This window comes from Microbispora bryophytorum (assembly GCF_006874465.1).
In the GTDB taxonomy this organism is placed as follows: domain Bacteria; phylum Actinomycetota; class Actinomycetes; order Streptosporangiales; family Streptosporangiaceae; genus Microbispora; species Microbispora bryophytorum.
The window spans coordinates 1-19681 of sequence record NZ_VIRL01000028.1; the positions used below are offsets into that span (position 1 = coordinate 1).

The following is a 19681-nucleotide window of genomic DNA, read 5'->3' on the forward strand; positions in this document are numbered from 1 at the left end:
TCACCCTCATGGATCAAGCCAAGAAGAATGTGCTCAGTACCGATGTAGTTGTGGTTGAGCATCCGAGCCTCTTCCTGGGCCAGGACGACAACCCGCCGCGCACGGTCGGTGAACCTCTCGAACATCTCGTCGCTCCTCACGAAGCGGTCAGGCGAGCACGGGAGATCCGGCCCGTCGTTCCGCATGGTAGCCCTGGCCCGGCGACCCACTCCTTGACAGAAGGGTTCCCCAAGCGCAGGGCGTTCATGCTCTATCCAACCCCCTGCTGGGGGTGACGTGTTCCCGATACGCCGCAAGCGAACGAGGTTTTAAGGGAGCGCAAACACAATCGCGCGGTTATGCGATCGTCAGGTCCTCCGACGACTGCCATAACCGCGCGATCAGGGTTCGAGTTAGGAAGTGCTCCGCAGATCTTGCCGTAGCGGGGATCGTCCAGGCGGATGCCACCGCAAGGTGGAGACGGCGCCAATAGCAGAGCTATAGGCGCCGGCTCCGGGCCCTGCGGGGATTCCCTGCCTGCGAGAAATCTTCGCGGGCAGGGCGACAACGCAGCCAGGCGCCGCCCGGACAACCGCAGTAGGCGGGAGATCTGAGGCCCACGGCCTAGTGCGCGTCCTCGTACGCTTGGACGATCGAGGCGGCAATGCGGCCGCGCTCGCTCACGGGGTGCCCGTGAGACTTCGCCCAGGCGCGGATCTCGGCGCTCTTCTCGCGGGTCATGGCTCGCTGGCCCCCACCGCCCGCACCACCACGACGGCGCCCGCGGGCCTGCCCGCTGTCCGCGCGCCGCGCGCTGCCGACGAAAGGCGACAGAGCCTCGCGAAGCCTCTTCGCGTTGCCGTCGCTCAGGTCAATCTCATATGACGTGCCGTCAATCGCGAAGGTGACCGTCTCATTGGCCTCGCCGCCATCGAGATCGTCGATGAGAATCACCTGCGTGTGCTTGGCCATCCGGCAATCCTTTCGCAGCCCATAGTTTGATTCGTCAGCCAAACATATACCCGGTTTCCCCTGGCTGACAATTCAAGGTTGCGGATTCTCAGGAACCTCTGAGTCCGGTGACTTCTCGCGTGGCTCCCGTGCCGTACGGAGGCCCGCCGCGTCGGAACGTACCAACTTTACGATGCCGTAGACGACCACGCCGGCGACGGCCACGGAAGGTATCAAGGCGGACAATACCTCTGTCATTCTGCCTCGCTCGTGCCGGGGGTGTCATTAGGTGCACCCCGAGGGAATTCCGAGGACGCGGCCAGGCCACCGGCCTTCTGACCGGGCCCGGCGCCCCGATACGACCATAGCGCTGGGAGGGACCGGGCGCGTCTTCCGGGGTGCCCCTGGGGGGCCGGGGTAATCCTCGTCTCTCCAGCGGCCTTACCGGATGCACTCGAAATCGTACCCAAAAGGCCGACCCCCGCGGTCACCGATCCTGGGCCGTCCGGCCGTTTCAACCGCTTGCGCGCTTCCCGGGCGACAGCGGGCCGCCGGGCCGCGCGCCCCCTGTTTCGCCGGGCGCCTGCCGTCGCCGCAGGTGAGGGGCTTGCCGACCAGGACGGACAGGCACGGGGCGGACAAGTGTGAAGCGGCAAACGCCTCGTGCGGAAAAGGGCGGACCGGGGACGTACGGCCGTTGAAGAGCTCGGCTGAAACGACGAGCCGGCGCGACGGCCGGATCTTCACAAGGGTCCCGGCAGCCTTCTCGTACGGCGCGCGCGCCTCGCGCGATATACGCGCAAGCAGATCGCCACCACCCCGAAGCCTCGTAAAAAGAGAGGACCGGCCGGTTCCTTCAAGATCAACGGGCGGGCGGTCTGAAGATCGAAAAAAGGAGCGGGCCACAATCGCGTGGACGGCCCGGACGGCCGTGGCGTCAGAGTTTCCCACGGCCAAACGATCCCCGCATTCCCCGGACGCCGCCTGCCGCAGGCTGTAGCGGGCGGCCTTCCCCGAGCGCCATAAGGCCCTGTGCGGCTCCATACTGCCCCATAAGCGCCCCTGACGGTTCCTTAAGCCGCCCGTGGACGGATATGGCCCGGGGACGACTGGGCGAGTGTTAAGGATTGGCGCCGGGGGCGGTCTCGCGGTCATTGGGCACCTCTCGGGACGGTGAACCCAAGCATGGCATGCCCGGGAGGCCCCGCAAGGATTTTCCGTCACAGCCGGGTGAGCGGACTGTGCGGACGCAGCCATAGCGATCCATAGAAAAACGGGGCCGATGGTCCGTTCCATCGACCCCGTCCGTCGTCGTTACTTGACCTTCACCACCACGGTGTTGGCGACCTTGTCATGCAGCGCCTGATGCAGCGGCTTGTCCCACAACAGCCACAGCACGTTCAGAAGAGAGCCGACGTACGCGAGGTAGCTGATAACGGGAATCCACTGCAGGAACTCGAAAGCGTAGAACACGCCGGCGCGCTTGAGCGCGGCGTCCTGCGGAAGCCCGCCCGCGTCGAGAGTGCCGCCGACCGGAACGACCTTGATGCCCATGGCTTTCTTGCCGAGCGTCTGCCCCTGCGCCCGCAGCATGAGGAATTCGTAGACGACCATGACCAGACCGCCCAGGATCGCCGTGAGCAGCGTCGCCAGGAAGTAACCGCTTCCGGGGTTGTAAACCCCGCTCGCGATGTCGATGCTCGCGTCGGTGACGACGATTCCCGTGATCACCAACGTGATGATCGCGAGAGGAATGCCGACGATCACACCGTCGATGATGCGGGCGACGAGACGCTGCCACCACTCCGCGAGCGGCGCCGGGGCGCCGGGCGGAATCGGTCCCGCGGCCGGGTACGGCTGGCCGAAGCCGGGCTGGCCATAGCCCGGCTGGCCATAGCCCGGCTGGCCGTACTGCTGCTGCCCGTAACCGGGCTGCTGGCCGTACTGCTGCTGACCCTGCTGAACGCCGTAACCCTGCTGCGGGCCGGTCTGGCCGTACCCCTGCTGCCCATAGGCCTGCTGCTGGCCGTAGTCCTGAGGGGCGGCCTGCTGCCCGTAACCGGGCTGCTGGCCGTAGCCCTGCTGCTGACCCTGCTGGCCCTGCTGGGCGCCGTAACCCTGCTGCTGGCCCTGCTGGGCGCCGTAACCCTGCTGCGGGCCGGTCTGGCCATACCCCTGCTGCCCATAGGCCTGCTGCTGGCCGTAGTCCTGAGGGGCGGCCTGCTGCCCGTAACCGGGCTGCTGGCCGTAGCCCTGCTGCTGACCCTGCTGGCCCTGCTGGGCGCCATAGCCCTGCTGCGGGCCGGTCTGGCCATACCCCTGCTGCCCGTAGCCCTGCTGCTGGCCGTAGTCCTGAGGACCGGTCTGCTGGCCGTACTGCTGCTGGGCCTGCTGGGCGCCGTAGCCCTGCTGAGCGCCGTAGCCCTGCTGGCCGTACCCCTGCTGCGGGGCGGTCTGGCCATAGCCCTGCTGACCCTGCTGGCCCTGCTGGGCGCCATAGCCCTGCTGGCCGTACTGCTGCTGGCCCTGCTGGGCGCCGTAGCCCTGCTGCGGGGCGGCCTCCTGGCCGTATCCCTGCTGCGGGGCGGGCTGACCGTACCCCTGCTGGCCGTACTGCTGCTGGCCCTGCTGGGCGTAACCCTGCTGGCCGTAGCCGCCCTGGGCGGGGTCGTAGCCGGGCGGCTGCTGGGGACCCGTGTGCTGTCCCGAGTGGCGATTGCTCACGACCGTGACGTCGGGGTCATAGTCCTGGGGCTGTCTGTCCGTGCCGTACCCGGCGTTCGATGAGGGCGGTGGCGTTCCGTCCGACTCGTCCTGGGGGTACGGCGGCTGTCCGGTGCTCACCGTGTCACCTCGTTTCGAAGACGCATGCGCCGCACGTCCCTAGCACACGCTGATATTGCCAAAAGTAGCGACAGGTGTATCAACAGTCACCTTTGCAGCAGCCGACAACCATCGTCAAGATCAGCGATCAATGATCGACAAAGGGGTCAATGACGGTCGATGTGCAGCAACATCCGGGTGTTCCCCAGCGTGTTCGGCTTGACGTGCTCCAGGTCGAGAAACTCGGCGACGCCCTCGTCGTACGACGCGAGCAGTTCCGCGTACACCTCCGGGGAGACGGGGGTGCCCTGGATGGGCCTGAAGCCGTGCCTGGCGAAGAACTCCACCGCGAACGTGAGGCAGAAGACCCGCCGCACGCCGAGGTCCCTGGCGGTCTCGATGAGCGCGCCGACGATCCGATGGCCGATGCCCCCGCCGCGCGCCGCGGGGTCCACCGCGACGGTCCTGATCTCGGCCAGGTCCTCCCACAGCACGTGCAGCGCGCCGCAGCCGACGACCTGCCCGCCCCTCTCGGCCACCCAGAACTCCTGGACGTCCTCGTACAGCGTGACCGTGCTCTTCTTGAGCAGGCGGGAACCCACACCCGAGTACGCGTCGACGAGGCGCCTGATCGCCCGGACGTCCGGCGTCCTGGCTCGGCGCACCGTCACGGCCGTGGCACTCGATCCACTGGATGTCTGCGCGGCGACCTGCTCCATGACCGGCCAGCCTAGCCGGAGCGCGGCCGATCCCACGCGGTCGGCACGGAGCATCCCGAACGAATAACGGTCATTCCCAAACGCCATACCCGACATGAGGTTTGACTGTCCGTAGCCGCCACGATACGGACGGATGCACGACCGCCGCCCGAGGTGGCCATCCGGGTTAGTCCCAGTTTTTCCACCAGCCCAGGCCGCCCATCGAAACTCGCAGATCACTCGAAACGCAGGTGAACAGGGACGTATCACTACCGAGCCCGTGACCCGACCGTGATCATTTGGTTGTCAAACGTAGACGAGTTTCGGAGTTCTGGTTGAGCAAGAACTCGCGGTGCACTATCGTCCAGCGACGATGCCGGTCTTCGTGAGCGTTCATGGCGACCGGACGCCGAATCCTCGAAGCACTCAGTGCGAAGGGGAGCCGGGGACCCAACTGCAGGATCAGGATCGGTTCGATCCCGGATCGTCAAGGGGTGAATCCACAAGGTAGGGCTACTCCGGCCCGAACCCGTCAGCTAACCCGGTAGGCGCTCAGCAGTGCCCCGCCGTACGGCCCGTCGCGACGACGGGCCCGCCGCGGGGCACACGTGGGAGAGGAGCTCGGTTGCGCACGCGTGGAGGACGGCAGGCGGGCAGGCACGCTCGCGGCCGACAGTCCGGATCCGGCACGGCCGGTCCGGGTGCCATCCGCCGTCTGGCGTTCGTCGGCGTCGCGATCAGCGCGATCACGTTCGGCGCGCCGGTGGTCAGCGCCACCGCCGACCCCAAGCCGAGCCTCAAGGAACTCACGGCCCAGGTCGAGGATCTCTACACCGAGATCGAGACCCTCAGCGAGCAGTACAACGGCGAGCGCGTGCGCCTGAAGACGGCCGAGCGGTCCGCCGACCTCGCCAAGAAGAACCTCGCCAAGAGCGAGGCCGAGCTCGCGGTCCGCCGGCAGAAGGCGAGCGCCCTCGCGCAGCACTCCTACATGACCAACGGGCTCGGCAACGCGCTGGTGCTCATCGACAGCGACGCCGACCCCCGGCGATACCTGGACCAGGCCTCCACGACGTACGCGCTGGAGCTGCGGGAGAGCCAGGAGGTCGCCGAGGTCACCAAGGCCATGGACGCCGCCGCACGGGCCAGGGAGAGCGCCTCCGCCCGGCAGGCCGAGGTCAAGAAGCTCCTCAGCGGGCTGGACTCGCGGCGCGACAAGATCACCAAGCTGATCAAGAAGACCGAGAGCAGCCTCTACCGGCAGGTCTCCCAGACGATCGGCAGCGAGACGCGCAGCAGGACGGCGTTCCCCATCATCGGCGACGGCAAGGCCGCCCAGGCGGCGCGCTGGGCCCTCGGGCAGCAGCTCAAGCCGTACGTGTGGGGCGCCGAGGGCCCCGGCTCCTTCGACTGCTCCGGCCTGGTCATGGCGGCCTACCAGTCCGTCGGCATCAGCCTGCCCCACTACACCGGCAATCAGTGGACGGCCGGCACGCACATCCCCCGTGACCAACTCCGCCCCGGCGACCTGGTGTTCTTCTACTCCGACCTGCACCACGTCGGCATCTACATCGGCAACGGCTACATGATCCACGCGCCGCGCACGGGAGACGTCGTCCACATCGCGAAGATCGCCGGACGGCCGTTCGCGGGAGCGGTGCGCGTCGCCGACTGACCCCCCCTCGGCGGCCTGCCGTCGAGGGGGGGTCAGATGAGGCGGCGGCGTGCCGCCCAGGCGACGGCCTCGATCGCGGTCGCGACGCCGATCCGGTCGCAGATGCACCGCAGCCGGCGTCGGACGGTGCGCCCGCTGACGTCGAGACTGCGGCCCACCCGGTCGGCGGTCACACCCTTGGCCAGCTCCGCGAGGAGAAGCAGATCCTCTTCGGTGAGACCGGCACGCTCAAGGTCCGAGGCGCGACTGTCACCTCGGTAAACGACCTCGGGAATACTCATCGTCCGCCCTCCCCCACGACGATGCTTTCGTCGGCCCACCCTTCAGGGAAGGTAAACGCCTCCACTGAAGGTCGTCAAGGTTCGGAGTGAGAGCACCGGTCGCACACCTCCCGGGCCGCCTCGACAATCCTCCACGTGGAATTCGGCCCGGCGCCGCGCCAGCGGGCCCATGCCGCACCTGGAGACGTACGCGCTCGGCTGGGGCGTGGCGGGCGCCGACGGGCCCGGCTCCGGGACGTGGCGAAGCCGGCTGAGGCCGGACGGCGATGCCGTCCGGCCCGTTAGCAGAAGATCGGACGCCAGAGATCGGACGCAGGAGATCGGACACTCAGTTCGGGAACGACCGATCAGGCGTAACCGATCAGGCGTGACCGATCAGCTCGCGCACCCGGTCGCGGCCCACGGCCAGCAGCAGCGTGGGCAGCCGCGGGCCGGTGTCGCTGCCGACGAGCAGCCGGTAGAGCAGGGCGAAGAAGGCGCGCTGCGCGGCCTTCAGCTCCGGCGTCGCCGCCTTGGCGTCCATGTCGAGCCCGGCCTGCACCTTCGGCACGCCGTACACGAGCGTGGTCAGCCCGTCGAGCGACCAGTGCTCGCCGAGGCCCTCCGCCAGCAGGCGCAGCGACTCGCGGTCCTGCGCGCCGAGCGTGTCGAGCAGTTCCTTGTCGGGCGTCTCGCGCACCTGCGTGCGCTCCTCCGCGGGCACGTACGTGTTCACCCAGTGCTGGGCGCGGTCGAGCCGCGGCCGCAACTCGTCCAGCCCGCCGATCTCCGGGTCGAACGCGCGCAGGATGCGCAGCGTCTGCTCCTCGTGCCCGGTGGCGATGTCCACGACCGAGGCGAGCGTCCGGTAGGGCAGCCGCCGCGGCGTCTCCGGCAGGACCCGGGAGGCCGTGCTCGACGCGCGGCGGTAGGCCGACTGGTCGGCCGGCAGCGCCGTGCCGTCCTGCACCTTCCTGGTCAGCGTGTCCCACTCGTCGTACATCCGCTGGATCTCCTGGTCGAAGGAGACCTTGAACGACTGGTTGGGACGGCGGCGGGCGTACAGCCAGCGCAGCAGCGCGGGCTCCATGATCGACAAAGCGTCGGCCGGGGTCGGCACGCCGCCCTTGGAGCTGCTCATCTTGGCCATGCCGCTGATGCCGACGAAGGCGTACATCGGCCCGATCGGCTGCGGGGCGCCGAACACCTCCCGGACGATCTGGCCGCCGACGACGAACGACGAGCCCGGCGAGCTGTGGTCCACACCCGACGGCTCGAAGACCACGCCCTCGTAGGCCCAGCGCATCGGCCAGTCGACCTTCCACACCAGCTTGCCGCGGGTGTGCTCGGACAGCAGGACGGTCTCGCTGTGGCCGCACACGCAGGTGTACGACATCGCGGTGGTCTCGTCGTCGTACGACGTGACCGTGGTCATGTCGCGGTCGCAGACCGAGCAGTAGGGCTTGTAGGGGTAGTAGCCGCCCGCGCCGGAGCCGTCGTCCTCGTTCGCGGCCCCCGAGCCCTCCAGAGCTGCGGCCTCGTCGGCGTCCGCGACCTCCTTGGCCTTGGCCTTCTTGGTGCGGTACTGGTCGAGGATCGCGTCGATCCGCCGCCGCTCGCGCATGGCGAGCAGCACCTGCTCCCGGTAGGCCCCGGAGCCGTACATCTGCGTCTGGCTGATGCCGTGGAACTCCACGCCCAGCTCCGCCAGCGCGGCGATCATCGGCGCCTTGAAGTGCTCGGCCCAGTTCGGGTGCTCGCTGCCGGGCGGGGCCGGGACGGAGGTCAGCGGCTTGCCGATGTGCTCGTTCCAGGCGGGGTCGACACCCACGGGAACCTTGCGGAAGCGGTCGAAGTCGTCCCACGAGATGATGTGCACGCACTCGTGGCCGCGCCGCCTGATCTCGTCGGCGACCAGGTGCGGGGTCATCACCTCACGCAGGTTGCCCAGATGGATCGGGCCGGACGGGCTGAGGCCGGACGCGCAGACGACGGGTTTGCCCGGTGCGCGCCGTTCAGCCTCGGCGATGACCTCATCGGCGAAACGCGCCACCCAGTCGGCGTCCATCACGTCAGTCCTCTCTGAACGGGATCCTGGCCTCTATGGTCCCGTACGCGAGGGAGTCGTCAGGACGCGTTCCGGGCGTAGACCAGCCGCAGGCCGATCAGCGTGAGCCAGGGCTCGTGTACGTCGATCGTACGGGCCTCGCCGATGACGAGCGGCGCACCGGTGCCCGTGGCCACCACGGTGACGTCGTCGGGGTCGGCGGCCAGCTCGGCCGTCATCCGGTCCACGATGCCGTCGACCAGGCCCGCGAAGCCGTAGATGATGCCCGACTGGAGCGCCTCCACGGTGTTCTTGGCAATGACCGAGCGGGGCCGGACCAGCTCGACCTTGTGGAGCTGGGCCCCGGCCGTGGCCAGCGCGTCCACCGAGATCTCCAGACCGGGCGCGGTCACCGCGCCGACGTACTCCCCCCGGGCCGAGACGGCGTCGAACGAGGTGGCCGTGCCGAAGTCCACGATCACGCACGGCCCGCCGTACAGGGCGGCGGCGGCGAGCGCGTTCACGATGCGGTCGCTGCCGACCTCCTTCGGGTTGTCCATCCGGACCGGGACGCCGGTGCGGACGCCCGGCTCGACCACCACCGCCGTGACGTCGCCGTAGTAGCGCCGGGACATCTCCCGCATCTCGTTGAGCACCGACGGGACCGTGGAGCAGATCGCGATGCCGCTGATGTCGGCGTCCTTGAGCAGCGGCGACTGCCCGAGGAGACCCTGGAGCACCACCGCGATCTCGTCCGCCGTACGGCGGGGGTCGGTGGCGATCCGCCAGTGCTCGATCACCTCTTCACCCTCGAACAGGCCCAGCACCGTGTGGGTATTGCTGACGTCGATGGTGAGCAGCATTCCCCGATTATGCATCACGAAGATCTAGACCAAGGTCGAGTGCCGGGGCCGAGTGCGTGAGCGCACCGACCGCCAGGTAGTCGACCCCGGTCGCGGCGACGGCGCGGGCCACCTCCAGGGTCAGCCCGCCGCTCGACTCCAGCCGCGCCCGCCCGGCCACCAGCCGTACGGCCTCGGCGAGCTGGTCCACGGTGAAGTTGTCGAGCAGGATCTCCTCGGCGCCCTCGGCCAGGACCGGCTCGATCTGGTCGATCCTGTCCACCTCGACCTCGATCGGCAGGCCGGGGAAGGCCTGCCGTACGGCGCGGAACGCCTCGGCGACGCCTCCGGCGGCCACGACGTGGTTGTCCTTGATCAGGGCGGCGTCGTGCAGGCCCATCCGGTGGTTGACCCCGCCGCCGGCCCGTACGGCGTACTTCGCGAGCGCGCGCAACCCGGGCAGGGTCTTGCGGGTGTCACGGATCCGGGCGCCGGTGCCCTCCACCGCGTCCACCCAGCGGCGGGTCTCGGTGGCGATCCCGGACAGGTGGGTGAGGAAGTTGAGCGCGGTCCGCTCCAGCGTGAGCAGGTCCCTGGTGGCGCCCCGCACGGACATCACCACGTCGCCGGGGCGCACGCGGTCGCCGTCGGCGGCGTGCCGCTCGACCTCGACCGGCCCGTCGGCCTGGCGGAAGACGGTCTCGGCCACGGCCAGCCCGGCCACCACGCCCTCCTTGCGGGCCACCACGTCGGCGACGGCCCGCTGGTCCGCGGGAATGGTGGCGACCGAGGTCACGTCCTGTCCCCCGGCCAGGTCCTCCTCCAGCGCGGCGCGGACGAGCCCGAGCACGGCGTCCGGGTCGAGGCCGGTCTTGTCCAGCTCGTTCCGCAGTTCCTCGTGAGGCGTGTACGTCAAGGTCAGTCCCTCCGCCGTCAGGGCGATGTCGATGTGCGCGCGCCAGTGGGCGTCGTCGCGGTCGGGGTGGTCCTCCCGCCAGTGCGAGCCGCGGGTCTCCTCGCGCACAGCCGCCGCGGCGACCAGCGCGGAGGCCACCGTGAGGAGGTTGGTCGCCTCCCACGACTCGGTGCAGGGCTCGACCGCGACCGGCGTCCAGCGGGCGTCGGAGAGCGCACGGGCGACCTGCGCGAGGCTCCGGTCGCTGCGCAGCACCCCGGCGCCCCCGCTCATGTGGCTCTGGATCCTCGGCCGTGTACGCGGGTCTACCAGGCCCTCGGGCCGGTCGTCGGCCGGGACGGGCTCGTGCGTCGCGCGGTCGCGGGTCAGGTTTCCGGCCGCCAGATCGGCGGCGATGCGCTCGCCGTAGACGAGCCCTTCCAGCAGGGAGTTGGAGGCCAGCCGGTTGGCGCCGTGCACGCCCGTGCAGGCCGCCTCTCCGCAGGCGTACAGGCCGGGCACGCTGGTCTTGCCGTACAGGTCGGTGCGCACGCCGCCGCTCGCGTAGTGGGCGGCGGGGGCGACGGGGATGGGCTCGGTGACGGGGTCGATGCCGTGCTCGCGGCAGACGGCGAGGATGGTGGGGAACCTGGACCGCCACTTGTCCTCGCCGAAGTGGGTGGCGTCGAGGTAGACGTGGTCGGCGCCGGTCTGCGCCATCTGACGCATGATCGCCTTGGCGACCACGTCGCGGGGCGCGAGGTCGGCCAGCTCGTGCACCCCCCGCATGAAGCGCTCGCCGCTCGAGTCGATCAGCACCGCGCCCTCGCCGCGCACGGCCTCGGAGACGAGGGGCTGCTGGCCGGTCGAGCCCTCCCCCAGCCACAGGACCGTGGGGTGGAACTGCACGAACTCGATGTCCCTGACCACCGCGCCGGCCCGCAGCGCCAGCGCCACGCCGTCTCCGGTGGACACCACGGGGTTGGTGGTGGCCGCGTAGACCTGGCCCATGCCGCCGCTGGCCAGCACCACGGCCCCGGCCCGTACGGCGCCGACGCCGTCGCGGGCGCCCTCCCCCATGACGTGGAGCGTGACCCCGCAGGCGCGGCCCTCGGCGTCGAGGAGGAGGTCGAGGGCGAGGGCGTGCTCGATGACCTCGATGCGGGGCTCGGCCAGCACCGCCTCGGCCAGGGCCCGCTGCACCTCGGCGCCGGTCGCGTCGCCGCCGGCGTGCACGATCCGGTTGCGGTGGTGGCCGCCCTCGCGGGTGAGCTGGAGCTCGCCGTCGGTGTCGCGGTCGAACTCGGCGCCGTGGCTCATCAGCCGCTTCAGCGCGTCGGGGCCCTCGGTGACCAGGACGCGGACGGCCTCCTCGTCACACAGGCCGACCCCGGCGACGAGCGTGTCCCTCAGGTGCTCGTCGGGGGTGTCCTCGGGGTCGAGGACGGCGGCGATGCCGCCCTGGGCCCACCGGGTGGACCCGGCCGACAGCACGTCCTTGGTGACCACGAGCACTCGTGCGCGGGGGTCGAGTTCGACGTGGCGCAGCGCCACGGTGAGGCCGGCGATGCCGGACCCGATCACGACGGCGTCGGCCTCGACGGTCCAGCCGGGTGCGGGGGCGGTGAGTCTGCGTGCGAGCGCCACCATCAGGGGATCCCCTTTCGTCATAATGACGATAACGCCCCCCTGGCGATGGTGACGCCCCGCCCCCTCCTCCTAGGGGCACGCCGCAGGGCCGGCGCCTGTCGCGGGGCCGGCGCCTGCCGCAGGGGTGGTGCCTGCTGCGGGGGCGGCGCCTGTCGCGGGGCCGGTGCAGAGCTGGGCGGTCAGAGTGGTGCGGGCCCATTCCTCCCACTGGTCCTGCGACCAGCCGCGGTCCTGGACGAAGAGCAGGTACAGCTGCGGGCTGAGCAGGCAGAACAGCAGATCCGCCGCCATCGCGACGGAGACGTCCGGCCGGGCGCCGGGTTTGCCCACGAGCGCCTGGGCCGCGGCGTGCTGCACGACATAGCGCGGGTCGGGGCCGTCGGGCCATCCCGCGGCAATCTGCGGGTCGGCGGCCCCGGCGGACTCGATCATCGGCATGAGCGGGGCGACCCGGCCGAGGATCTCACTCGTGCCGCGGACGTGCGCCCGCAGCTGGTCGACCGCGGCAGGCTCGGCGCACGCGGCGCGGAACCACTCACGGTCCATGATGGCCACCGGCTCGATGTCGCCGGCGATGGACGTGTCGACGACGTCCTTGAACAGCGTGCGCTTGTTGCCGAAGGCGAAGTAGACCGTCTGAACGGCCACGCCCGCCCGGTCGGCGACCTCCTGCAGGCTCGTCGCCCCGTAGCCCTGCGCGACGAACAGCTCCCGCGCCGCCTGGATGACCTTCTCCCGGGTGCGGCGCGAGCGCTCGGCCCGTTTGTCCGGCCGCTTGACGATGTCCATGATGCGAGTATATCTCTAGAGTTCGTCACTAGAGTTTGACTCTAAAGAAGTGGAGCGAGGCCATGGACACGCCGAACACCGCCCGGAGCACGGACGTAGACCGGATCGGCAGCGGACCGGACCAGGAGGAGGCCGTACTGCGGGAACTGGAGGAGTACTACCGAACCGGCAAGCCGCCGTGGGATTCGGGCGTGACACCGCCCGAGCTGGTCGCCCTGATAGAGGGACGCGGGGAGAGGCGCGGGGAGGGGGACGGCGCGCTGCCGCCCGGCCGCGCTCTGGAGCTCGGCTGCGGCACCGGAACCAACGCCATTTATCTGGCCCGGCACGGCTGGGAGGTCGTGGCCGTCGACCTGGTCGGCCGCGCGATCGAGCAGGCCCGGGAGAAGGCCGACGCGGCAGGAGTGGCCGTACGGCTCCTGCACGGAGACGCCACCCGGCTCGACGAGCTGGACGCGTCCGGCCCCTACGACCTGTTCTTCGACCTGAGCTGCTTCTGCGGCATCCCGCCGCACCGCCGCGACGCCTACGCCGCCGGGCTCACCAGCCGTGCCGCTCCCGGCGCACGGCTGCTGATGTTCGGGTACGGCCCCGGAGTGCTCGACGACAAGTTCTCCGGGGTCACCGCCGACGAGCTGCGCGCCAGGTTCGCCGGCTGGGAGCTGGCCGACATCACACCGGGGACGAACCCGTTCCCCACCTTCTGGTTCACGCTGCGGTACGGGGGAGCCTGAGCCGCCGCGACCTCTACAGGGTCAGGACCACGTTGTCGATGAGGCGGGTGGTGCCCACCTTGGCGGCCACGGCCAGGATCGCCTCGCCGCGGTGGTCGTCGCCGGCCGGCGCGAACGTCGCCGGGTCGGCCAGGATCAGGTAGTCGAGCAGCAGCGGCGGGTCGAAGCGGGCGGCTTCCTCCAGCACGGCCCGCGCGGCGTCGAGGATCCCGGCCGGCCCGGCGGTCTGGCCCCGCGCCGCGCCGGCCCGCAGCGCCCGCGACAGGGCGAGCGCGGTGCGGCGGTCGGCCTCGGACAGGTACCTGTTGCGGCTCGACAGCGCGAGGCCGTCCGGCTCCCGCACGGTCGGGGCGCCAACGATCGACACCGGGACGTCGAGGTCGGCCACCATCCGCCGGATCAGCGCGAGCTGCTGGGCGTCCTTCTGCCCGAAGACCGCGACGTCCGGCCGTACGAGGTTGAACAGCTTGAGCACCACGGTCAGCACACCGTCGAAGTGGCCGGGCCGGAAGGCTCCCTCGACCACCCCGCCCATGCCGCCGGCCGAGACCTCCACCTGGCGGTCCGGCAGGTACATGTCGTCGGCCGAGGGCGTGAAGACCACGCGCACACCCTCCTCCTCGCACACCCGGAGGTCGGCCTCGAACGTACGGGGATAGCGGGAGAAGTCCTCGTCGGGGCCGAACTGCAGGGGGTTGACGAACACGCTCACCACCACGTGGTCGGCGTGTTCGCGTGCCAGCCGCATCAGCGACCGGTGGCCCTCGTGGAGCGCCCCCATCGTGGGGACCAGGGCGATCCTCCCGGGGCCGAGCTCGTCCCTCGCCTTGTCGAGGGCGGCGCGGTCGGCGGCGACGGTCAGGTCCATATGTTCCCTCCCAGGGCGTCCAGAAGGCGTTCGGCCGCCTCCGGCTTGAGCAGGCCCGCCGCGAGCGCCCGGTCGGCGGTGAGCCGCGCGAGGGCGACGTACGCGTCCGCGGCCTCGGGGGCGGCCAGGATGAGCGCGTCGACGTGCTTGCGCACGGTGCCCGCGTCGCCGCGGACCACGGGCCCGGTGAGCCCGCTGATGCCGAGACGCAGCACGTTGTCGAGTGCCGCGCTCAGCAGGGGGCCGAGCATCCGGCCCGGATGCTCCACGCCGATCTTCGCGAGCAGTTCCTGCGACTCGGCGACGAGCGTCACCATGTGGTTCGCGGCGCCGGCCAGGGCGGCGTGGTAGAGCGGCCGGTCCCGGTCGGCGATCCACACCGGCTCGCCGCCCATCTCGATCACCAGCGCCTCGGCCACCGGCCGCAGCAGGTCGGGCGCCGTGACGCCGAACGAGCAGCCGTTGAGCCGGGTCAGGTCGTCGCTCCTGCCGGTGAACGTCATCACGGGGTGCAGCGCGAGCGGCAGCGCCCCCGCCTCGGCCGCGGGGTCGAGCACGCCCAGGCCGTACGCGCCGCTGGCGTGCACGAGCAGCTTGCCGCGCAGGTCGGCGCCGGTGGCGGCGAGACCGGAGACGAGACCGGGGAGCACGTCGTCCGGCACGGTCAACAGCACGAGATCGGACCGGGCGATCACCTCGTCCGGCCTGCTGAGCGCCAGGCCGAGACGGTCGGCGGCCCGCCGCGCCGACGCGTCGGACACGCCGCTTGCCGCCACCACCCGATGACCCGCGAGCATGAGCGCGGCTCCGAGCACGGAACCGACGCGTCCCGCGCCCAGCACTCCTACGGCGAGCCGCGCCGGGCGGTCACTTGTCTCCATGACGCCTCCCTCGGTTCAGCGTAGCGGCGGCGCTCCCGCCCGCCCGGGCGTGGCCCAACGGTCGGATTTTGTCCCATTTCTCCCGGGCCTATGTTGAGCCACAAGTACGAAAGTGACTACTTTTCGTTACGGCCTCGGCGTGTCGGTAACCTTGGGCCCCGTGGAGGTCACCTGGCGGGAGGCCATGCGGCGGGCGCTCTACGGCGCGGAGGGCTTCTACCTGCGGGAGCGCCCCGACCGGCATTTCCGCACGTCGGTGCAGGCCTCGCCGGTCTTCGCCGAGGCCGTGCTGCGCCTGCTCCTGCGGGTCGACGCCGCGCTCGGGCGGCCCGACCCGGTCGATCTCGTGGACATGGGCAGCGGCAACGGCCTGCTGGCCGCCCGGGTGCGGGCCGCCGCGCCGCCGGACCTCTCGAAGCGGCTGCGGGTCACCGCCGTCGACCTGTCCCCCCGGCCCGGCGATCTCGATCCGCGCGTCGCCTGGGAGCCGGAGGCGCCGTACGGCGCGGGCGGCCTGGTGATCGCCAACGAGTGGCTGGACAACGTGCCGCTCGACATCGCCGAGATGACGCCGGACGGCCCTCGCCTGGTGCTCGTGGACACCTCGACCGGCGAACAACGGCCCGGGCCCGCTCCCGGCCCGGAGGACCTGGCCTGGCTGGAGCGCTGGTGGCCGCTGCGCTCACCGGGAGAACGCGCCGAGATCGGCCGTCCCCGCGACGAGGCCTGGGCCTCGTTGATCACGCGGCTGGCGTGCGGCACGGCGGTCGCCGTGGACTACGCCCATCCGGCCGGACGGCGGCCACCGCTCGGCACGGTCGCCGGATATCGCGACGGCTCGGTGGTGCCGCCGACACCGGACGGGTCGTGCGACATCACCGCCCACGTCGCGCTGGACGCCTGCGCGGCGGCCGGCGAGCGCGCGGGGGCGCAGGCGTCCACGCTCACCACGCAGCGGGAGGCGCTGCGGGACCTGGGAGTCACCGGCGCCCGCCCGCCGCTCGCGCTGGCGTCCGCCGATCCGGCCGCCTACGTACGCGCGCTGGGCCGGGCCTCCCAGGAGGCGGAGCTGATCGACCCGGCCGGTCTCGGCGGCTTCGGCTGGCTCAGCCAGGTCGTCAGACGGTGACCTTGAGGGACTCCAGGCCGCGCATGATGTAGCTGGGCTTCCAGGCAGGCTCCTCGGCGAGCTCCAGCCTGGGCGCCAGCCCCAGCAGGGCGCCGAACGACTCCGCCATCTCGACCCGCGCGAGCGGTGCGCCGAGGCAGAAGTGGATGCCGGCGCCGAACGAGATGTGCGGGTTGTCCGCCCGGCCGAGGTCGAGACGGTCGGGATCGGCGAAGACCTCGGGGTCGCGGTTGGCCGAGCCGAACAGCAGCGCGATCTCCGTGCCCCTGGGGATCGTCACCCCGCCGACCTCCACGTCCTCCAGCACCCACCGCTCGAACATCTGCGCCGGGGTGTCGTAGCGCAGCAGCTCCTCGACCGCCGTCGGCATCAGGCCGGGGTCGGCGCGCAGCCGCTCCAGCTCACCCGGGTTGCGGAACAGCGCCCACCACCCGCTGCCGGTGGCGTTGACCGTGGCCTCGTGCCCGGCGTTGAGCAGCAGCACGCAGGTGCCGATCAGCTCGTCCTCGGTCAGCCGGTCGCCGTCGTCGACCACCTGGGCCAGCGCCGAGATCATGTCGTCGCCCGGCCGATCCCTGCGGGCCCTGGCCAGCTCGCGCAGGTAGCCGGCGAACTCCGCCGCCGCGCGCACGGCCGTGTGCTGGACCTCCGGCGAGGGGTTCAGCTCGTACATCCCGCAGATGTCGGCCGACCAGGGGCGCAGCAGGTGGCGGTCGGCCTCGGGCACACCGAGCATCTCGGCGATCACGGTGACCGGCAGCGGCTCGGCCACCTCGGCCAGCAGGTCGCCGCCGCCGCGCTCGACCAGTCCCGCGGTCAGCTCGGTCGCGATCTTCCGTACGCGGGGACGCAGCGACTCGACCATGCGGGGCGTGAACGCCTTGGACACCAGGCGGCGCAGCCGCGTGTGGACCGGCGGCTCGACGTCGAGCATCCCGGCCCGGATCACCCGCCAGAACGGTTCCTGGAACTCCGGCTCGGGCTCGCGGCCGAACGCCTCGTGCGTCGCCACGTGCAGGTAGGACCGGCCGAGACGTCGGTCGCGCAGCAGCGCGTTCACATCCGCGTGGCGGGCGATCAGCCACTGCCCCGTCGGCTCGAAGAAGCTGACCGGATCGTTGTCGCGCAGGTCGCGGTAGGCGTCGTAGGGGTACGCGATGAACTCGGCATTCCAGGGATCAAACTTCACAATGGACAACAATACGGATGAAAGACCTCGCCTGGGAGTACGGGCGTGCGGGTCCGTCATGGCGTAGGTTGGGCCGATGCCGAAGCGCCGCGAACAGCCTCGCAGGGAGCCCCGCGAACTCGGCGAACTGCCCTATGCCGATCACCTTGAGCCGTTCAAGGGGCGGCTCGCGCAGGGCGGCGACTACGACACGGTCCTGTTCGACGGGGGCGAGTTCGAGGACGCCGACGCGTCCGGCGCCCGGTTCATCGAGTCGGCGTTCGCCTCGGTGACGTTCGCCGGCGGCCGATACCGGCGCGCCCGGTTCTCGGACGTGTGGCTGAACGGCGTGCGCTGGGTGGGCGGCGACCTCACCGAGTCCGTCTGGGCGGACGCGGAGATCGTCATGAGCGCCCCGGCCGGCACTGCGCTGCCCGGCGCCGAGATGAACCACGTGCTCTTCCACCGGTGCAAGCTCGACTCGATCAACTTCCGCGCCGCCGACCTGCGGGAGGTCTCGTTCGTCGAGTGCACGCTGCGCGACGTGGACTTCGCGGGCGCCGCGCTGACCGGCGTCACCTTCCCCGGCTCGACGCTGGAACGGGTGCGGTTCGACAAGGCGCGCATGTCCCGGGTCGACCTGCGCGGCGCCGTGTCCCTGGGCATCTCCGACGGCTACGACGCGCTGCGCGGCGCGACCATCAGCGGCGTCCAGCTGATGGAACTCGCGCCGATGTTCGCCCACATCCTGGGTGTCACGGTCGACGATGGCTGACTTCGCCTGGGCCGCCCGGACTTGCGGCCGGAGGGCGGTGTCGGGTTATAGTGCCGTCCAGGTCATGAGTGCCAGCGTCAAGCCCCGGCTTGCTGGCCGGCAACCCTCGCGCTCGCGGCGGGGTGCCCCGGGTGAGGACCGGGTCCGGCACGAGGTGTGCCGGGCAAGCGCGGGCTCCGCCTCTCCGATGCCATGGCCGGGGTCCCCGACCCGAGGAGCATGGCGTTGTCCGCACTCACCTTCGTCCAGCAGGCCGTCACCCGCATCTCCGAGCACGATCTCGCCCCCGTGTGCCTACCGGCTGTCGTGGGCGCCGACCTGGAGGTGCCCGTCAGGGGCGGCAGGCTGGTGCAGTACGCCAACCTCGACTATGCGGCGAGCGCGCCCTGTCTGGAGCCGGTGAACGCCGCCGTCGCGGCGGCGCTGCCGGCCTACTCCAGCGTCCACCGGGGTGCGGGCTACGCCTCGCAGCTCACGACGGCCAGGTATGAGCAGGCCAGGCACACCGTGCGGGCCTTCGTCGGCGCCCGCCCCGACGACGCGCTCATCTTCGTGCGCAACACGACCGACGCCATGAACCTGCTGGCCCGCAGCCTCCCCGAGGGCACCACCGCCGTCGTGTTCGAGACCGAGCACCACGCCTCGCTGCTGCCCTGGCAGAAGGCCGTACGGCTCGCGCCGCCCGCCTTCCCCGGCGAGGCGATCCGGGCGGCCGACGAGGCGCTGGCCGCCATCGACGGCCCGGCCCTGCTCGTCGTGACCGCGGCCTCCAACGTCACCGGCGAGCTGTGGCCGATCGCCGGACTGGCCCACATCGCCCACCGGCACGGCGCGCGAATCGCCGTGGACGCCGCCCAGCTCGTGCCCCACCGCGAGCTGAACCTGGCCGCGCTCGACCTCGACTACGTGGCCTTCTCCGGGCACAAGCTCTACGCCCCGTTCGGCGCCGGGGTGCTCGTGGGCCGCCCCGACTGGCTCGCCTGCGCCGACCCGTACCTGCGCGGTGGCGGAGCCGTACGGTCCGTGGGCGAGACGGTGGACTGGAGCGACGACCCCGAGACGCGGCACGAGGCGGGCACCCCCAACGTGCTCGGCGCGATCGCGCTCGCCGCCGCCTGCGACGCGCTGACCGCGACCGGCTGGACCGCGCTGGTGCGGGACGAGGAGCGGCTGCTCGCCCGCCTGCGCGCCGGGCTCGCCGCGATCCCCGGCGTACGCGAGCTGTCGCTGTGGGGCCAGGACCACCCGCGCGTCGGCATCGTGTCGTTCACCGTCGAGGGCCGTACGGCCCGCGAGGTCGCCGAGGCGCTGTCGGCCGATTGGGGCATCGGCGTCAGGGACGGCAAGTTCTGCGCCCACCCGTTCGTCCGCCACCTCCTCGGCGGCGGGGAGGACGGCGGCTGCGCGGACGGCACGTTCAGCGCCGTGCGCGCCTCGGTCGGCATCGGCACGACCACCGAACACGTCGACCGCCTCGTCGAGGCCCTGCGCGAGATCGCCACCGCCTGACGACGGAA

General features: G+C 71.1%; 17 protein-coding genes and 2 riboswitches. Of the genes, 5 read left to right on the forward strand and 12 right to left on the reverse strand.

The window, feature by feature from the left end:
• The 4 genes from FLX07_RS38955 to FLX07_RS32860 form a co-directional block, all read right to left on the reverse strand.
• A partial coding sequence (locus tag FLX07_RS38955; RefSeq protein ID WP_139578418.1) for a Clp protease N-terminal domain-containing protein occupies positions 1 to 125 on the reverse strand: 125 nt, incomplete at its 3' end.
• Positions 126 to 603: 478 nt separating this feature from the next.
• Positions 604 to 951: a histone-like nucleoid-structuring protein Lsr2 gene (locus FLX07_RS32850; protein ID WP_142575581.1), complete on the reverse strand. Its 348-nt coding sequence runs from the start codon at positions 949 to 951 to the stop codon at positions 604 to 606.
• Positions 952 to 2244: 1293 nt separating this feature from the next.
• Positions 2245 to 3774, reverse strand: a complete 1530-nt coding sequence (locus FLX07_RS32855) for an RDD family protein (protein ID WP_142575582.1) — start codon at positions 3772 to 3774, stop codon at positions 2245 to 2247.
• Between the two features lie 146 nt (positions 3775 to 3920).
• A complete protein-coding gene (locus FLX07_RS32860; protein WP_142575583.1) occupies positions 3921 to 4472 on the reverse strand; it encodes an amino-acid N-acetyltransferase in 552 nt (183 codons plus the stop codon).
• A gap of 376 nt (positions 4473 to 4848) precedes the next feature.
• Positions 4849 to 5017, forward strand: a riboswitch (cyclic di-AMP (ydaO/yuaA leader).
• A 59-nt stretch (positions 5018 to 5076) separates the two neighbouring features.
• Here FLX07_RS32860 and FLX07_RS32865 point away from each other — a divergent pair.
• Complete coding sequence (locus FLX07_RS32865; RefSeq protein WP_223854261.1) at positions 5077 to 6126, forward strand: C40 family peptidase; 1050 nt, start codon at positions 5077 to 5079, stop codon at positions 6124 to 6126.
• A 32-nt stretch (positions 6127 to 6158) separates the two neighbouring features.
• On the opposite strand, the gene FLX07_RS32870 is transcribed toward FLX07_RS32865, so the two are convergent.
• The 5 genes from FLX07_RS32870 to FLX07_RS32890 all read right to left on the reverse strand — a co-directional run bounded on the left by FLX07_RS32870 (position 6159) and on the right by FLX07_RS32890 (position 12609).
• Complete coding sequence (locus FLX07_RS32870; RefSeq protein WP_142575584.1) at positions 6159 to 6407, reverse strand: helix-turn-helix domain-containing protein; 249 nt, start codon at positions 6405 to 6407, stop codon at positions 6159 to 6161.
• Between the two features lie 361 nt (positions 6408 to 6768).
• Complete coding sequence (lysS, locus tag FLX07_RS32875) at positions 6769 to 8454, reverse strand: lysine--tRNA ligase (protein ID WP_142575585.1); 1686 nt, start codon at positions 8452 to 8454, stop codon at positions 6769 to 6771.
• Between the two features lie 59 nt (positions 8455 to 8513).
• Positions 8514 to 9296, reverse strand: coding sequence for a type III pantothenate kinase (locus FLX07_RS32880; RefSeq protein WP_142575586.1), 783 nt, complete (start codon positions 9294 to 9296; stop codon positions 8514 to 8516).
• Between the two features lie 7 nt (positions 9297 to 9303).
• Positions 9304 to 11820, reverse strand: a complete 2517-nt coding sequence (locus FLX07_RS32885) for an L-aspartate oxidase (protein WP_142575587.1) — start codon at positions 11818 to 11820, stop codon at positions 9304 to 9306.
• A 69-nt stretch (positions 11821 to 11889) separates the two neighbouring features.
• Positions 11890 to 12609, reverse strand: a complete 720-nt coding sequence (locus FLX07_RS32890; RefSeq protein ID WP_142575588.1) for a TetR/AcrR family transcriptional regulator — start codon at positions 12607 to 12609, stop codon at positions 11890 to 11892.
• Between the two features lie 62 nt (positions 12610 to 12671).
• On the opposite strand from FLX07_RS32890, the gene FLX07_RS32895 reads away from it, so the two are divergent.
• Positions 12672 to 13343, forward strand: a complete 672-nt coding sequence (locus tag FLX07_RS32895; protein WP_142575589.1) for a class I SAM-dependent methyltransferase — start codon at positions 12672 to 12674, stop codon at positions 13341 to 13343.
• 13 nt (positions 13344 to 13356) lie between these two features.
• Here the strand turns inward: FLX07_RS32895 and panC are convergent, their stop codons facing one another.
• Entirely contained in the window at positions 13357 to 14211 is an 855-nt protein-coding gene (gene panC, locus FLX07_RS32900; protein WP_142575590.1) for a pantoate--beta-alanine ligase, read from the reverse strand.
• Positions 14202 to 15092: a Rossmann-like and DUF2520 domain-containing protein gene (locus FLX07_RS32905; protein ID WP_142575591.1), complete on the reverse strand. Its 891-nt coding sequence runs from the start codon at positions 15090 to 15092 to the stop codon at positions 14202 to 14204. The genes panC and FLX07_RS32905 overlap by 10 nt, the downstream gene beginning before the upstream one ends.
• Positions 15093 to 15252: 160 nt before the next feature.
• Here FLX07_RS32905 and FLX07_RS32910 point away from each other — a divergent pair, with 160 nt between their 5' ends.
• The gene (locus FLX07_RS32910) at positions 15253 to 16221 is read left to right on the forward strand and encodes an SAM-dependent methyltransferase (protein WP_142575592.1); all 969 of its coding nucleotides are present in this window, start codon (positions 15253 to 15255) and stop codon (positions 16219 to 16221) included.
• Here FLX07_RS32910 and FLX07_RS32915 read toward each other — a convergent pair.
• Entirely contained in the window at positions 16211 to 17410 is a 1200-nt protein-coding gene (locus FLX07_RS32915) for a cytochrome P450 (protein WP_229689970.1), read from the reverse strand. The genes FLX07_RS32910 and FLX07_RS32915 overlap by 11 nt on opposite strands.
• Positions 17411 to 17486: 76 nt before the next feature.
• Here FLX07_RS32915 and FLX07_RS32920 point away from each other — a divergent pair, with 76 nt between their 5' ends.
• On the forward strand, positions 17487 to 18164 hold the full coding sequence (locus tag FLX07_RS32920) for a pentapeptide repeat-containing protein (RefSeq protein ID WP_142575594.1): 678 nt from the start codon (positions 17487 to 17489) through the stop codon (positions 18162 to 18164).
• Between the two features lie 60 nt (positions 18165 to 18224).
• A riboswitch (SAM riboswitch) is annotated at positions 18225 to 18340 on the forward strand.
• A gap of 88 nt (positions 18341 to 18428) precedes the next feature.
• Positions 18429 to 19673: an aminotransferase class V-fold PLP-dependent enzyme gene (locus tag FLX07_RS32925; protein WP_229689971.1), complete on the forward strand. Its 1245-nt coding sequence runs from the start codon at positions 18429 to 18431 to the stop codon at positions 19671 to 19673.
• Positions 19674 to 19681: the final 8 nt, after the last annotated feature.

What these genes read in the sequence shown, in the direction of transcription:
- FLX07_RS32850 (WP_142575581.1), bottom strand. Translation starts at nt 951, where the DNA reads ATGGCCAAGCACACGCAGGTGATTCTCATCGACGATCTCGATGGCGGC.
- FLX07_RS32860 (WP_142575583.1), bottom strand. Translation starts at nt 4,472, where the DNA reads ATGGAGCAGGTCGCCGCGCAGACATCCAGTGGATCGAGTGCCACGGCC.
- FLX07_RS32870 (WP_142575584.1), bottom strand. Translation starts at nt 6,407, where the DNA reads ATGAGTATTCCCGAGGTCGTTTACCGAGGTGACAGTCGCGCCTCGGAC.
- lysS (WP_142575585.1), bottom strand. Translation starts at nt 8,454, where the DNA reads ATGGACGCCGACTGGGTGGCGCGTTTCGCCGATGAGGTCATCGCCGAG.
- FLX07_RS32880 (WP_142575586.1), bottom strand. Translation starts at nt 9,296, where the DNA reads ATGCTGCTCACCATCGACGTCAGCAATACCCACACGGTGCTGGGCCTG.
- FLX07_RS32885 (WP_142575587.1), bottom strand. Translation starts at nt 11,820, where the DNA reads ATGGTGGCGCTCGCACGCAGACTCACCGCCCCCGCACCCGGCTGGACC.
- FLX07_RS32890 (WP_142575588.1), bottom strand. Translation starts at nt 12,609, where the DNA reads ATGGACATCGTCAAGCGGCCGGACAAACGGGCCGAGCGCTCGCGCCGC.
- FLX07_RS32895 (WP_142575589.1), top strand. Translation starts at nt 12,672, where the DNA reads ATGGACACGCCGAACACCGCCCGGAGCACGGACGTAGACCGGATCGGC.
- panC (WP_142575590.1), bottom strand. Translation starts at nt 14,211, where the DNA reads ATGGACCTGACCGTCGCCGCCGACCGCGCCGCCCTCGACAAGGCGAGG.
- FLX07_RS32905 (WP_142575591.1), bottom strand. Translation starts at nt 15,092, where the DNA reads ATGGAGACAAGTGACCGCCCGGCGCGGCTCGCCGTAGGAGTGCTGGGC.
- FLX07_RS32920 (WP_142575594.1), top strand. Translation starts at nt 17,487, where the DNA reads ATGCCGAAGCGCCGCGAACAGCCTCGCAGGGAGCCCCGCGAACTCGGC.